Annotated in this window: 9 protein-coding genes; 5 read left to right on the top strand and 4 right to left on the bottom strand. The window is 67.6% G+C overall.

The window, feature by feature from the left end; all coding sequences use genetic code 11:
• Positions 1-2: 2 nt before the first annotated feature.
• Positions 3-2,462 carry an apolipoprotein N-acyltransferase gene (gene lnt, locus KVP70_RS06255; RefSeq protein ID WP_229224652.1) on the top strand — a complete coding sequence of 820 codons (2,460 nt, stop codon included), beginning with the start codon at positions 3-5 and terminating at the stop codon, positions 2,460-2,462.
• A 6-nt stretch (positions 2,463-2,468) separates the two neighbouring features.
• Here the strand turns inward: lnt and KVP70_RS06250 are convergent, their stop codons facing one another.
• From KVP70_RS06250 to KVP70_RS06240, 3 genes are all read right to left on the bottom strand, one after another.
• On the bottom strand, positions 2,469-2,771 hold the full coding sequence (locus tag KVP70_RS06250) for an RES family NAD+ phosphorylase (RefSeq protein WP_217941276.1): 303 nt from the start codon (positions 2,769-2,771) through the stop codon (positions 2,469-2,471).
• Complete coding sequence (locus tag KVP70_RS06245) at positions 2,768-3,322, bottom strand: antitoxin Xre/MbcA/ParS toxin-binding domain-containing protein (protein ID WP_229224651.1); 555 nt, start codon at positions 3,320-3,322, stop codon at positions 2,768-2,770. The genes KVP70_RS06250 and KVP70_RS06245 overlap by 4 nt, the downstream gene beginning before the upstream one ends.
• A 168-nt stretch (positions 3,323-3,490) precedes the next feature.
• The gene (locus KVP70_RS06240; protein ID WP_255575797.1) at positions 3,491-5,659 is read right to left on the bottom strand and encodes a HAMP domain-containing methyl-accepting chemotaxis protein; all 2,169 of its coding nucleotides are present in this window, start codon (positions 5,657-5,659) and stop codon (positions 3,491-3,493) included.
• Between the two features lie 185 nt (positions 5,660-5,844).
• Here KVP70_RS06240 and KVP70_RS06235 point away from each other — a divergent pair, with 185 nt between their 5' ends.
• The 4 genes from KVP70_RS06235 to KVP70_RS06220 all read left to right on the top strand — a co-directional run bounded on the left by KVP70_RS06235 (position 5,845) and on the right by KVP70_RS06220 (position 9,124).
• Positions 5,845-6,681 carry an arylamine N-acetyltransferase family protein gene (locus KVP70_RS06235; RefSeq protein ID WP_217941272.1) on the top strand — a complete coding sequence of 279 codons (837 nt, stop codon included), beginning with the start codon at positions 5,845-5,847 and terminating at the stop codon, positions 6,679-6,681.
• Between the two features lie 96 nt (positions 6,682-6,777).
• Positions 6,778-7,560, top strand: a complete 783-nt coding sequence (locus KVP70_RS06230) for a substrate-binding periplasmic protein (RefSeq protein WP_217941270.1) — start codon at positions 6,778-6,780, stop codon at positions 7,558-7,560.
• A gap of 20 nt (positions 7,561-7,580) precedes the next feature.
• Positions 7,581-8,684, top strand: a complete 1,104-nt coding sequence (locus tag KVP70_RS06225; RefSeq protein ID WP_217941269.1) for a porin family protein — start codon at positions 7,581-7,583, stop codon at positions 8,682-8,684.
• Positions 8,685-8,704: 20 nt separating this feature from the next.
• The gene (locus KVP70_RS06220; RefSeq protein ID WP_229224650.1) at positions 8,705-9,124 is read left to right on the top strand and encodes a type 2 periplasmic-binding domain-containing protein; all 420 of its coding nucleotides are present in this window, start codon (positions 8,705-8,707) and stop codon (positions 9,122-9,124) included.
• Between the two features lie 4 nt (positions 9,125-9,128).
• Here the strand turns inward: KVP70_RS06220 and KVP70_RS06215 are convergent, their stop codons facing one another.
• Positions 9,129-13,499, bottom strand: a complete 4,371-nt coding sequence (locus KVP70_RS06215; RefSeq protein WP_217941266.1) for a molybdopterin cofactor-binding domain-containing protein — start codon at positions 13,497-13,499, stop codon at positions 9,129-9,131.
• Positions 13,500-13,676: the final 177 nt, after the last annotated feature.

Raw genomic sequence — 13,676 nt, 5'->3', positions numbered from 1 at the left:
GCATGCGACAACTTTTCACCTCCTCCACGGCGCGCATGGTCGCCGGCATCCTGGCGAGCGCCGTCCTGTCGGCCCTGTACGCGCGCGGCGGACCCGGCTGGATGCTGGGCTTCGTGATGCTGGTCCCGTGGCTGGGCGCGCTGAACGCTCGCCGCTCGCTGGCCGCGACCCTGGCTTGCGCCTACCTGATGTCGCTGGCCTTCACGGCGGCCGTGTTCCCCTGGTTCGGCATCGCGCTGGGACGTTACACCCAGGTCGGCGCCGGTACCGGGCTGTCCGTGCTGCTGCTGGCCGCGCCCGTGTTCCAGCCGCAGTTCCTGGTGTTCGCGCTGGTGCGCCATGTGAGCGGACGCGGCCATGGTCCGCTGCTGCGCGCACTGGCGGCGGCGGCGGCCTGGGTGGCGGCCGAATGGCTGCTGCCCAAGCTGCTTGGCGACACGATCGGCTACGGCCTCTATCCATCGCAGCTGATGCGCCAGGGCGCGGCCATGGGCGGTGGCGCCGGCCTGACCGTGCTGCTGTTGCTGGCCAACGAAGGCATCGTGGCGGCGCTGGCGGGGCGCCGGCATGGCTGGCGCGCAGTCGTCCAGCCGCTGGCGCTGGCCGCGCTGGGGCCGCTGCTGCTGGGGCTCCACGGACTGGCAGCGCAGCCGGATGGCGGCGCCGCTGCCGGCAAGCCATTGCGCATGGGCCTGGTCCAATCCAACATAATCGATTACGAAGGCCTGCGCCGGCAGAAGGGCGCGGGCGCGGTGGTGCGCGAAGTGCTCGATGCGCATTTCGCGATGAGCTATGACGCCGTGGTGCGGCGCCAGGCGGACGCGGTGCTGTGGTCGGAGACCGCCTATCCCACCACGTTCGGCCATCCCAAGAGCGCGGCCGGGGCCGGCTTCGACCGCGAAATCCTCGCCACCGTCCAGGCCGCCGGCGTGCCCTTCGTGTTCGGCACCTACGACAGCGACGGCGACGGCGAATACAACGCGGCCGCCTTCGTGCAGCCTGGCGGCCCGGCGGCCTTCTACCGCAAGACCCATCTGTTCCCGTTCACCGAATACGTGCCGGCCTGGCTGGATGGTCCGCGTTTGCGTAGTCTGCTGCCGTGGACCGGCAACTGGAAGGCGGGCAATGGCGCGCGGGTGTTCCCGCTGCGCCTGGCGGACGGTCGCGAGATCCCGGTGCTGCCGCTGATCTGCCTCGACGATGTCGACACCGGCCTGGCGATCGCCGGCGCCAGGTTGGGCGCGCAGGCCATCCTGACCATGTCGAACGACTCCTGGTTCAGCGACGCGCCCGAAGGCGCGCGCCTGCACCAGACGGTGGCCGCGTTCCGCAGCATCGAAACGCGGCTGCCGCAATTTCGCGTCACCAGCAACGGCTATAGCGCGGCGTTCGACGCCGGCGGCGCGCTGCTGGCGGGCACGCGTATGGGCGAACCGGCGCTGGTGGTCGCCGACCTGGTGGTGCGCAAGCCGGCGCCGACCCTGATGGTGCGCTGGGGCGACTGGGTAGGGAGGGCCGCCTGCGTCTTCCTGCTGTTGCTGGCGGCCAGGGCGGCCGTTCCTTCCTGGCGCTCACCGGCGGCGGATGGCGTAGCGCCGGCGCGGCTGGCGATGACGTTTCCGGTCCGGGTCGCGGTGTTGCCGCCGGCGGCCCGCTTCGCCGCGGCGCTGTTGCGCATCCTGGCGCGCGCCGGCCTGCTCGGCATCTGCGTGGCCTTGCTGCTCAACGAACCGTTGCGGACCAACACGCTGGCGCAAATCCGCTGGTTCAGCGGACTGTTCCTGGCGCCGGAAGCCGCCTCGTGGTGCGTGTTGCTGGCGTTTGCCGCGCAGGCGTCGATCCGCGACGGCGTGCTGGTGTTGACCCGGGGTGCGCAGCGCATCGAACTGGCGCTGGGCGAGATCGCTGCCGTCAGTTTGTGGCGCCTGCCGGTGCCGGCCGCCGGCCTGGCGTTGCGCCTGGCTTCCGGCCAGCGCTGGCGCTACGGGCTGGCGTTGGCCAACCCGCTGGCCTTCGCCGCCGCGCTGGCCGGCGCCGGCGGCCCCCAGAGTTTCGAGCAGCCCGGCGCGACGCTGGGCGTATATGCGCGCGCCCGCCTGGCGCTATGTCGCCGCAAGCTCGACCGTCCGCTGGTCAAGTTCGGTTTGCTGCCGCTGGCGCTGGCCATCCCGGCCTTCCACCTGCACCAGCACATCGCCTACGGCAGCGCTTTCGGCGAGTTCTACAGCTACGGCCTGAAGGCTTACCTGCTGGCGTTTGCCCTGTGGTGGGCGGCCTGGGCTATCGGCGTGGTGCTGAGCGCGGCCTTGCTGCGCGCCGCGATCGAAGCGGGCACGCTGCTGGCGGCCTTGCTGCGGCCGGGGCGGGCGATCGAGGTCCGCCGCTGGCTGGAGCGCGCCGGCCGCGCGGCGCTGTATCTGGGCCTGCCCGGATGGCTGCTGGCGAACCTGGTCGGCGCGTAGCGGACGCTAAACGCGGGGATCGTAGAGAAATTGCCGAATCCGGGCGACCGCTATCCGTGCCGCATCCGGATGCGTGGGATTGATCAGGACGTTGTCCTCTTCGTTAATGATCACCGACGGAACGACTAGCACGGCCCCGAAGTGAGCCCGCGTTTCCCATGCCGCCAGCGAAATGGACGTGGCAGCGTAAGCGACATGCTCGCCAGCCTGATTCCATCGCGCCCCGCGGTTGGCAGCGCCTTTCCCACTCATATCGTCTGCCGTCCAAGCGGTAGTGTCTGAGGCGATGCGCCATAAACTGACCGTCATGCGGCCAGTCCTCCCCGCATGCGTTCGAGCACCTGTTCCACTGCGCGTTGGCCTTCAGTATTGCGCAACATCTCGGCTGGTGTATTGCCTTTCAATTCAGGAAGTTTCTGATGTACCCAATGCGCAAACCAGGTTTCGAGATCGAAGTTTTTCACTTGTTCAGGGTCGCCGCTCTCGTCCAGCATTTTGCGCAAGGTGGCGAGCAGACGCAGGTAGCCCATGATGCGATGGCCGGCCACGTCCGGCAGCGGCTTGTTGGCAGCCTCATTGCGCACAAACGTTGTTTGGGATACGCCAGCGAGCTCCATAATGACCGACGCAGGTTGACCGGTTGCCTTGGCGATCAGTTTCACGACCTCCGTTGGAACACCTGCTTCCACGGCGTCGAATAGCTGGGTTCCTGAAGCTTCGCGGACGCGCGTAACGAGCGCTCTTAGCTGGCTAAGCGGGGTTTTACCGGGGCTGGCTATCGTATTCCACAGCGCATGCGGCTTGGCTGGAGGCACGCGCTTTGTCTGGGGTGGCATATTCAGGTGGTCCGTAGCAGTCATGACGCCATCCATTTGGTTAAACCAGGACAGTCAAATGGTATGCCAAAGTTCCTGGCGACTCAATGGGTAGTTAAGAAACCCGGAGCTAAAGCTAAGCCTGCTGCGCAAGCCAGGCCCATAGCTAAGCCAAATGAAGATATGGCACTAGTATTCGAGAGCGGTAGGAATCTAGAACTTGCCGAACTTGCTCTCGTCGACATCCTGCACGCTGCTGGACATGGCGTGCAGGTTGTGCGCCGGCCCCTGCCGATGACCGCCGCGCACCGGCGGCGGCGGCCGGCGGCCCTTGGCGGGCGCGCCGGCGCGGCCGGCCCCTTCCAGCTTGAAGAAGGCCATCGACGTTTGCAGCTGCTCGGCCTGGCCGCTCATTTCCTCGGCCGTGGCCGCCAGCTGTTCCGAGCTGGAGGCGTTCTGCTGGGTAGTCTGGCTCAGCTGGCCCACCGCGCTGTTGATCTGGCCCACGCCGGCCGATTGCTCTTCCGACGCGGCGGTGATTTCCTGCACCAGGTCGGACGTCTTGCGGATGTTCGGCACCATCTGGTCGAGCAGGCGGCCGGCCTTCTCGGCCAGGTCGACGCTGCTGGTGGCGACCTGTTCGATCTCCTGCGCGGCCAGCTGGCTGCGCTCGGCCAGCTTGCGCACCTCGGCGGCGACCACCGCGAAGCCCTTGCCGTGGTCGCCGGCGCGCGCCGCCTCGATGGCCGCGTTCAAGGCCAGCAGATTGGTCTGGTAGGCGATGTCGTCGATGATCTGGATCTTCTTGGCGATCTGCTGCATCGCCGCCACGGTCGAGCGCACCGCGTCGCCGCCCTCGACCGCCTCCTTGGCGGCCTGGCTGGCCATGCCGTCGGTGACGCGGGCGTTCTCGGTGTTGGCCGAGATCGACGCCGTCATCTGCTCGATCGCGGCGCTGGTTTCCTCGGCGCCGGCGGCTTGCTCGCTGGCCGCCTGCGACAGCGTCTGCGCGGTCGCGCTGATTTCCTCGGAGGCGCTGGCCAGCGCCTCGGCGCTGCCGTTGACCTCGGTGACCACCTGGCTCAGCTTGTAGACCGTGTTGTTGCAGAACTCCTTGAGCTGGCCGAACGAACCCTCGTAGTCCTGGTCGATGCTGGCGCTGAGGTCGCCTTCGGACATGGCGCCCATCACCCGCACCACGTCGTCGATGCTGGCGCCGGTGGTGGTGACCAGGTTGTTCAAGCCTTCGCCCATCTCCCTCTGGAAGCCTTGCAGGCCGGCCAGGTCGACGCGGTCGTTGAAGTTGCCGTGGTTGGCCGCCTCGACCACGCGGCGCTGGCCTTCGATCACCTGCTTGAGCTTGGCGATCATCTGGTTGGCGTAATCCTTGAGCTCGCCAAACGCGCCTTCATACGGTTTTTCGATGCTCTTCGACAGGTCGCCGGCCGACAGCGCGCCCATCACCCGCACCACGTCGTCGATGCTGGCGCCGGTGGTTTGCATCAGCGCGTTCAGGCCGTCGGCCATGTCCTTCTGGAAGCCCTGCAGATCGGTGGCGCCGATGCGCATGGCGAAGTTGCCGCGATTGGCCGCGTCGACCATGTCGCGCTGGCTTTCTATCATTTCGCGCAGCTTGACGATCATGTGCTTCATCGCCGCCAGCAGCTGGCCGGTCTCGTCGTTCGACTTGACCTGGATGTCCAGGTTGAGGTCGCCGCGCGCCAGCGTCTCGGCGGCCGTCACCGCCTGGCTGATCGGACGGGTGATGCTGAGCGTGATGTAGATGCCGGCGCCGATGGTCAGCACCACGATCACCGCCAGCGTCTCGATCACCTTGGTCTGGGCGGCGACGCTGACCTCGCTCATGACCTGGTCGGCGTGCTTGAGGGTGGCCTCGGTCTTCTGGGTCAGGCTGGCGAGGGCGGCGCTGATGGGCTTGTCGGCGCCGGCCACCGCCTTGTCGAGTTCGTTTGGATTGTCGGTCTTGGCGCGCATGGAGACCAGCACCGCCATGTCCTTGCGGTAGGCGGTGGCGCCGTCGCGCAATTGGCTCAGCAGCTTGTCTTCGTCGGCGGTCAGGAAACCGGTGGCCCGGTAGTCGTCCAGCGTGTGGTCGATATCGGCCATGTCGGCTTCGAATTTCTTGTCGTAGTCGCCGCCGCGCAGGATGTAGTTCTTGAAATGGTGGATGCCGGCGCCCAAGGCGTTGGAGCCGCGGTCGATCGCGCTGCGCTTGGCCAGCGCGTCATCCTTGATGGTCTTCCACTGCTCGTTCATGGCCGAGGTTTCGTGGATGGCGATCCAGCCCAGCGCCACCGACAGCATGGTGATCAGAAAAAATGCCAAGCCTAAACGCGTGCCAACCTTTAAACTGGAAAACATGTACGTCTCCTGGTCGAGAATGCGCTGCCGCTGAGGTAATGCGTTGCGCCAATAAGTGTGAAGTCGATACTACCTCCATTCGACTTGCATTTGATACTGCGGCGTGTGGTTCTGTGGAAATTGTGAAACGCGGCAGCGCTGCTATCATGGTGGCTCTTACGCTAACATTGCAAGCAGGCTGGACCATGGAATTACTGGACGCATATTGCGCGCGCATCGGCTACGCGGGGCCGCGCACTCCCACGCTGGCGACGCTGCGCGCCTTGCAGCAGCTGCACCCGGCCACCATTGCTTTCGAGGCCATCGATGTGCTGCTGGAGCGGCCGGTGCTGCTGACGCCGGAGGCGGTGGACGCCAAGCTGCTACGGGCCGGGCGCGGCGGCTACTGCTTCGAGCAGAACAGCCTGTTCCAGCGCGTGCTGTGCGCGCTGGGCTACCAGGTCGAACCGCTGATCGCCCAGGTGCAATGGATGGCCGGCCCCGAGGCGCGGCAGCGGCCGCGCACCCACATGGTGTTGCGGGTGACGATCGACGGCCAGCCCTGGCTGTGCGATGTCGGCTTCGGCAGCTGCGTGCTGACGGCGCCGATCCGCTTCGACCTGAGCACGCCGCAAGCCACGCAGCACGAGCGCTTCCGCATCACGCCGCAGGGCAATGAGCATCTGCTCGAAGCGCAGCTGGGCGACGACTGGATGCCGGTCTACCTGGTCTCGCCGGCGCCCTGCCGCGACGGCGATTATGAGATGGCGAACTACTACTCGTCGACCTACCCGCAATCGATTTTCCGCCACGACCTGCTCGTGGCGCGCAGCACGCCCGAGGCGCGCCATGCGCTGCTGCGCAACCGGCTGACGATACGCCGCGCCGACGGCGGCGGCGAGCGCCGTTTCCTGAACGCCGACCAGATCGAGCAGGCGCTGGCCGAGCTGTTCCTGCTGCCGGTGGCGCCGGACTGGCGTCCGCTGATCGAGCGCGCGGCCGCCGCCGTGTGGGACGAGCCGGCCGGCCAGGCCAGTCGATAGCACAAAAAAAGTTTTCATCGACGCAACACTTATTGCGGCGGCCGGGGCGGGGTTTGCTAGAATGGGTCTCGGATTGTTGCGGCCGGCTCCCATGTTATGAATCGTCTCTACGCATTCTTGCTGTCGCTGTGCCTCGCTACAGGCTCCGCCTGCGCCGGCACGGTGCGGGTCTGCGCCGACCAGGCGGAAATGCCGCCCTTCGTGTTCGCCGAGCGCGCCGGCGGCCAGCGCGGCGGCCATGTGGTGGGAGCCAGCGTCGACCTGCTCAACCTGATCGGCGCGCGCTATGGCTGGACCGCCAGCGTGCAACTGCTGCCCTGGGCGCGCTGTCTGGCGCTGGTGGCCGACCATCGGGTCGATATCGCGCTCAACGTCGGCCAGGCCGACGCCGCCGGCAACCTGGTGCTGAGCGACGCCTACTTCACCATGCACAACGTGTATTTCTACTCGCGCCGGGCGCGGCCGCAAGGGCTCAGCCTGCAACAGCTGGGCGACGTGCGCCACTACCACCTGTGCGGCCTGGGCGGCTACCGCTTCGAGGTCTACGGCATCCCCACCAGCACGGTCGACCGCGGCGCCACCATCGGCTACGAACAGTTGATCGGCAAGCTGCACCTGGGGCGCTGCGATCTGTTCATCGACAGCCGCGAGACCATGGCCGGCCAGTACCTGATCAACCCCAAGCTGCGCAGCCTGCTGGTGGACGGCACGCTGGTGAGCCAGCCGCTGCCCGATTCGCCGCTGCGGCCCCTGTACTTCGGCGTGGCGGCCAGCGGCGCCGACGCGGCCAGGCTGTTGCAGTCCTTGAACGAAGGCCTGGCGCGGCTGGCCAAGACCAGGGAACTCGACAAGTTGCTGGCCCACTACATGGAACAATAACCCACCTGCCTGGAGCCTGGATGCCTGCCATCTCCCACCTGATTTCGGCCTCGACCGTGATACTGCTGAGCCTGGCCTTGCCGGCGCGCGCGGCGGAGTTCGCGGCCGATCCGGTACGACCATGGGTGTCGGTCAACGGCTTTGGCACGGTCGGCATGGCGCACTCGGACGAACACGGCGCCGACTATGTGTTCGACAACCTGCAACCCTCGGGCACCGGCCGCAACCGCCAGTGGACCGGCGATGTCGATAGCCGGCTGGGCCTGCAACTGACGGCCAACTTCACGCCGCAGCTGTCCGGCGTGGTGCAGCTGGTGTCGGAATACCGCTGGAATGGCACGTATCGGCCGTTGATCAGCTGGGCCAATCTGAAGTATGCGTTGACGCCGGACCTCAGCGTGCGGGTGGGACGGATCGGGCTGGCCAGTTTCCTGGCGTCGGATTCGCGCCGGGTCGGCTACAGCAATATCACGGCGCGTCCGCCGATCGAGGTCTACCGCCTGCTGGCGCTCAAGGAAAGCGACGGCGTGGACGCTTCGTACCGCATCCATGCCGGCGACATCAGCAACACCACCAGCATCCTGTACGGCAAGCGCACCGTCACCAACACGCGCGGCATCGACGTCCACTCTACCTCCGTGATGGGCGTCTTCGACACCCTGGAGCGGGGCCCGCTGACCTTGCACGCGGCCTACCAGCAACGCGACGTCGACAACCAGAACCCGCCGCGCGGGCGCTTCGCGTCGCTGGGCGCGTCGTGGGACCCGGGCGAGTGGTTCGTCAGCGGCGAATGGGTACGAGTCAGCAATTATGACGGCAAGCGCGTCAAGGCCATCCGCGAAGCCTGGTATGTGAACGGCGGCATGCGCTTCGGCACGGTCACGCCTTATGTGACCGTGTCCGAACTGCGGCCGCTGACCGATACCGGCAACATCCCGGTGGCCCAGCACACCTATGCGGCCGGCCTGCGCTGGGACGTGGCGCGCAACCTCGACCTCAAGCTGCAATGGGACCAGCTGCACCTGGGCGCCAATTCCTACGGCACCTTGCAGAACGTGGTGGCCGGCACGCCGCGCGGCGGCCGGGTGAACGTGGTCAGCCTGCTGGCCGATTTCCTTTACTGACGGGAGGATAGATCATGTGCATGTCTCTCCCCCGTTGCCTGCTGGCCGCGCTGCTGTTGGCCGGCAGTTGCAGCCGCGCCGAGGTGGTGGTGATCGTCTCGGCCCGCAACGCCGTCAAGGCCCTGAGCGGCGAGCAGGCGGCCGACCTGTTCCTCGGCAAGGCGGTCGACTTCCCCAACGGCCAGCACGCGGTGCCGATCGACCAGAGCGAAGGCTCGCCGGTGCGCGATGTGTTCTACCTGAAGAGCAGCGGCAAGGCGCCGGCGCAGATGAAGGCCTACTGGGCCCACATGCTGTTCACCGGACGCGGCCAGCCGCCGGTGGAGTCCGGCGACAGCGCCGCCATCAAGCGCCTGGTGGCCGACAACCCCAACCTGATCGGCTATATCGACCGCAGCGCGCTGGACGCCAGCGTGCGTGCGGTGCTGTCGATCCACTAGCGGACTAGCGCGCGCTGAGGTCGGCCGTGTCGACCAGGCAGGCCTCGCGCACCCGCTGCACCGTGGCCGGCGATTCCATCTGGAACCACTCGTGGTGGCCGCGGTCCTTGCGCGCCGCCAGCACGGCGCGCTTGATGGCGAAGAAGGCCGCCACCGCCAGGGTCATCGGCGGCTCGCCCATTTCCTTGGCCGACAGGATGTCGCCCTGGTCCGGCGGCGCGTTCGGCGCCAGCTCGCGCGGGAACATCATGATGTTCATCTGCAGCGGAATCGACTGCGCTGCCGGCGGTTTGTACTCCCAGGTGTTGGTGGTGTACAGCGCGCCCGGCGCCGGCCGCGTGGCGCTGGCCTCGGTGCTGGAATCGGCCGGCTGGTAGCTCAGGTCTTCGCTGGTCACATAGCCCAGGCCCTGCACGAAGCCGCCTTCCACCTGGCCGACGTCGATCGCCGGATTGAGGCACTTGCCGCCGTCGTACACCACGTCCGCGCGCAGGATGGTGGTCTCGCCGGTCAGCACGTCGAGCTCGACCTCGATGCAGGCCGCGCTGTAGGTGTAGCCGGTGAAGTAGTCGACCTCCTCCTTGGCCGGCTGGCCGTCCACCTTCTTGAACTCCAGGTTGCCGTCGGGATGGGTGCCGCCGTCGATCGCCACCCGCGCCTGCGCCGACAGGTTGAGGCGCTCGCCGAAGGCCTTGTCGGCGATGACGGCCCACATCGTCATCTTCTTGCCGTTGTGGACCACCTCGGTGCGCCAGCCGTCCTTGAAGTCCCAGAAGTTGACCTGGTTGGCGGCGCACCAGTCGTTGCCGTTGGCGGTCAGCAGGGCCAGGCAATAGGCTTCCAGCCGGCCGCGCAGTTCGCCGCAGGCCTGCTGCGCCGCCAGGCCGTTGAACGAGGTGCCGGTGGAGGCGCCGGTGCTCTCGGGATTGGGCACCACGGCGGTGTCGTTTTCGGCCACCCGTATCATGCCGATCGGGACGTTGAGCGCATACGCGACCACCTGCGCCATCTTGGTGTTGAGGCCCTGGCCCATCTCGATGCCGCCGTGCCGCACCAGCACCGTGCCGTCCTGCGAATACACCTCGATCAGCGCGCCGCCCTGTTCCAGCAGCGCCAGGTTGAAGCCCGAGCCGTACTTCACCGGCAGCACCGAGATGCCGCGCTTGCGCCAGCGGTTGGCGGCGTTGAACTGCTCCACCGCCGCCGCGCGCCGGGTGAAGTCGGCCTTGTCCAGCGTGTATTCCCACACCTCGCGCATGTAGCACGATTCCAGCGGTTCGGCATACGGCGTGACCTGGCCCTGCACGTACAGGTTGCGCGCGCGCACCTGCTCCGGCGTCAGGCCGACGCTGTGGGCGGCCGCCTCGATCGCGTCCTCGACGATGATGGCGCCCTGGATCATGCCGACCGTGCGCATCGAGGTGTTGGTGGTCTTGTCGGTGCGGCAGACGTCGGTGGTGCACGACCAGTTCGGGATGAAGTAGGCCGAGTCGCTGCGCAAGGCCATGCAGTCGCTGATGACGAAGCTGCAATCGTAGGTGCGGCCGCCGTCGAGCCAGTAGTCGGCCTGGAAGCCGAACAGCTTGCCGTGCGTGAGCGGGTTGCTGGCGTCGCCGATGGCGATGTTGTAGTTGCCCAGCGCCGGGTGGCGGTGGCCGAACATGGCGGTGTCGACCTGGCGCAGCGCGGCCATGCGCAGCGGCCGGTTGAGCTTCCACGCGCCGACCGCGGCGATGGTGCTGGCGAAGGCCGACTGCCCGCACTTGCCGCCGTAGCCGCCGCCGATGCGGCGCACCCGCACGTCGACCTTGTTGACCGGCAGCTTCAGCACGCTGGCGACGGCGCCTTGCACCACGTTGGCGTCCTGGGTCGAGGAGTAGACGCGCACCTGGCGGTCCTCCACCGGCTCGACGTAGCTCGACTGCGTCTCCATGTAGAAGTGGATCTGGCTGCCCACCTTCTGCTGGCTGGCGGTGCGGGTGCAGCTGACGGCGCCGTAGATCTCGCTGGCGATGGCCACCTGGTAGTCGACCACCGGCCGCTTCAGGTCCGGCTGCTCGGGCGTGCGCGGCGCCACCCAGTCCAGGCTGGTGCCGGCGCGGGTGATCTTCCAGATGTGCGAGTACCACGGCGCGCCGGCCGGCTGGTCCAGGTAGACCAGCTGGTTGCGGGCGGCGTCGGTGTCGGGCAGCTCGATCAGCGGGCGCTCGGCGCGGAACTCACAGAAATGTTTTTGCAGGTAGAACGCCGCTTCCTGCGCCAGCTGCTCGTTGCGCGCCACTACCATGCCGATGCACTGGCCATAGCCGGTCAGCATCAGCGGCGCGCGCGGGTCGTAGTGCTCGGGCAGCGCGCCGTCCGGGCAGGCGCCGACGGCCACGCTGATGGCGAAGATGGGATCGTCATGCGCCATGCCGTCGATCACCGCGCCGGGCACGTCGATGGCGGTGATGTAGTCCTTCACGCCCGGATACACCGCCTGCAGCGCCGCCAGCACCTCGGCCGGCGAGGCCGGGCCTGTGACGTCGGGCACCCGGTAGACGCAGCTGCCCAGCGCGACCTGGCTCTGCACCGGCGCGCCGTTCATGCCGGTCGGCGGCATCGGGATGTCGTGGATGTACTGTGCCTCGCCGGTCGCTTGCAGCATCGCTTCGATTTTGACGTAGGGCACGTGCACCGGGAACTGGTCGGTGTAGCGGACGTAGGCTTGCGTGCCGCTCGACACCGGCCGCTCGCCGCGTTCGCCGGCCGAGCGCAACGCCGGCGGCACCGGCAGGCCGCGCCATTCGCAGACGGCGATGAAGAATTTGTACAGATACGACTCGGCCAGCTGGCGCTTGTAGGTCGCGCTGTAGCCCTCGTCGGGCAGTTGCGCGTAGTGGGCGGCGTAGCGGTCGGTCAGCGCGTCGAGTTCCTGGCGCAGCACCGGCATCGCGCCGGCCAGCGCGGCGGCGTCCCAGTGCTGGCCGCGCAGCGCCTGCTCGGTGTGCGGCATGCGGCTGGCGGTGGGCGACATGCCGCCAACCACCAGCGTGATGTCGGCCACGCGCTGCTGCGCGTCGAGCCGGACCCGCATGCCGCCGTTGACGATGGAGTGGGCGTTGACCTCGCGCTGCGCGGTCTTGTAGGTCTGCGCGTATTCGTCGGCGCCGGTCAGCCGCACTTGATACGACAGCAGCACGCAGCCGTCGGCGTGCGACCGCCAGTGGGCGGGCAGGTCCAGCAGCGCCATGGTTTTCGGCTCGGCCTGGTCGGGCGCGGCCACCGACACCGTCGCGCCCAGCGCGGCCAGCGCCGTGTACAGGTCGGAAGGGAAGGGCACGCCCTGTTCGGCGTGCGTGACCACCAGCATGGTGTTGCCGGCCAGGGTGGCGGCGTTGCGGACGATGCCGCCGGCGGTGCGGCCGGCCATGTAGGCCAGCGCCTGCAGGCCGGCGTTGGGCGCCTGCTCGTTGGCGCCGTCGAGGAAGTCCAGCAGCCTGGCGTACAGCAGGCCGCCGCCCAGGCGCAGCTGGCCGTCCGCCAGGCTCAGCGCGTGCAGTTCCGGCAGGTGCGAGATATCGATGAACACGTGCGGATTTTCCACCGTGCGCGGGTAGATGCCGATCGAGGTGTTGCCGCCGACCAGGCGCAGGTCGGCGCGGTCGTGGAAGTCGCGCATCAGGCCGATGGCGCTGGCCACCGTCAGTGGCCGGAACCAGTGGTAGCCGTTGGCCGAGTAGTGCACCGGACGCGGCGGCTTGCGCAGCTCGGCGGGGAAGGCGATCTGCACCGGCGCGATCCGGTCCACCTGCTCGGCCGGGTCAACCTCGCACGTCATGCAGCCGGCCTCGTCGACCTTGGGGTCCCAGTCGGAGGCGAAGGTTTTCTTGAAGCCGTACAGGATGGGGCGGTAGCCGGTGCAACGGCAGATGTTGCCGTCGAACATGGCCTCGATCTCCTGCTTGGTGCCCGGCTTGGGGCCGCGCTGGGCCACGGCGGCCGTCATGTTCATCACCCAGCCGGGGGTGCAGTAGCCGCACTGGGTGCCGTTGTTGCAGGCCAGTCCGTCCTGCACGGTGCTGATGCAGCCGGACTTGACGCTGCCCGTGCCTTCCACCGTGGTCACCAGCATGCCGTCGAGCGAGGCCACCGGCCGCAGGCAGGAGTTCACCGAGCGGTGCTCGACCTGCTGGCTGTCCTCGTTCCAGCTCGACAGCATGACGGTGCAGGCGCCGCAACCTCCCTGCTTGCAGCCTATCTTGGTGCCGGTCAAGCCGACTTCGGGCGAGCGCAGGTAGTCGGCCAGCAGCACGGTCGGATCGACCGTGGGCAGCTGGACGCGCTCGCCGTTGAGATAGAACACCAGGTCGGAAGTTTGGTCGGAAGTGGACATGCAGGGCTCCTGTGGCGTGGGTGGTGGGTCCAGCGTGGCAAATTCGAGACAGCGAAAAATCGCCGATTGCGCACGGGCAGAATACGGGTTTTGCGATGGGCGGCCAACTTAATTTTGCGCACTTTTTGCACGCGCAAAACTCACCAATTACCACCGCCCAAGCTTTTCCCTGATTGA

The sequence above is a fragment of the Duganella violaceipulchra genome (assembly GCF_019166075.1).
Lineage (GTDB): Bacteria > Pseudomonadota > Gammaproteobacteria > Burkholderiales > Burkholderiaceae_D > Rugamonas > Rugamonas violaceipulchra.
The sequence above is the reverse complement of the archived record's forward strand: the minus strand, read 5'-3'. Positions and strand labels throughout refer to the sequence as shown.

Coding starts and splice junctions, on each gene's coding strand:
- lnt (WP_229224652.1), top strand. CDS start 3: ATGCGACAACTTTTCACCTCCTCCACGGCGCGCATGGTCGCCGGCATC.
- KVP70_RS06250 (WP_217941276.1), bottom strand. CDS start 2,771: ATGACGGTCAGTTTATGGCGCATCGCCTCAGACACTACCGCTTGGACG.
- KVP70_RS06245 (WP_229224651.1), bottom strand. CDS start 3,322: ATGACTGCTACGGACCACCTGAATATGCCACCCCAGACAAAGCGCGTG.
- KVP70_RS06240 (WP_255575797.1), bottom strand. CDS start 5,659: ATGTTTTCCAGTTTAAAGGTTGGCACGCGTTTAGGCTTGGCATTTTTT.
- KVP70_RS06235 (WP_217941272.1), top strand. CDS start 5,845: ATGGAATTACTGGACGCATATTGCGCGCGCATCGGCTACGCGGGGCCG.
- KVP70_RS06230 (WP_217941270.1), top strand. CDS start 6,778: ATGAATCGTCTCTACGCATTCTTGCTGTCGCTGTGCCTCGCTACAGGC.
- KVP70_RS06225 (WP_217941269.1), top strand. CDS start 7,581: ATGCCTGCCATCTCCCACCTGATTTCGGCCTCGACCGTGATACTGCTG.
- KVP70_RS06220 (WP_229224650.1), top strand. CDS start 8,705: ATGTCTCTCCCCCGTTGCCTGCTGGCCGCGCTGCTGTTGGCCGGCAGT.
- KVP70_RS06215 (WP_217941266.1), bottom strand. CDS start 13,499: ATGTCCACTTCCGACCAAACTTCCGACCTGGTGTTCTATCTCAACGGC.